The 334-nt window shown below is 42.2% G+C and carries 1 tRNA gene; it reads right to left on the minus strand.

What is annotated here, in order from left to right:
- Positions 1–217: 217 nt before the first annotated feature.
- A tRNA-Asp gene (locus tag HUK49_RS10690) sits at positions 218–292 on the minus strand.
- Positions 293–334 lie beyond the last annotated feature (42 nt).

The following is a 334-nucleotide window of genomic DNA, read 5'->3' on the forward strand; positions in this document are numbered from 1 at the left end:
GCCCAACACCTACATTGCCATTAACTGGAAGAATAAACAAGCAGCCCGTGCCAAGGTTCAGGCACGAGCTGCTTAACAAAATTTATTCTATTTTCTCATCAGTACTTCTTGACGAAGAGCCTTCCTTTAGGACAACTTTATATAATAGATAAATTGAGATTCCCAATCAATATTACTCAAAAATAAAAAAGCCAAGTAACAAACTTGACTATTAAAACGGTCCGTACGAGACTCGAACTCGTGATCTCATCCGTGACAGGGATGCGTCCTAAACCAACTAGACCAACGGACCAACAATTGCGGGGGCTGGATTTGAACCAACGACCTCCGGGTT

Source organism: Limosilactobacillus portuensis, assembly GCF_014838735.1.
GTDB classification, from domain to species: Bacteria; Bacillota; Bacilli; order Lactobacillales; family Lactobacillaceae; genus Limosilactobacillus; species Limosilactobacillus portuensis.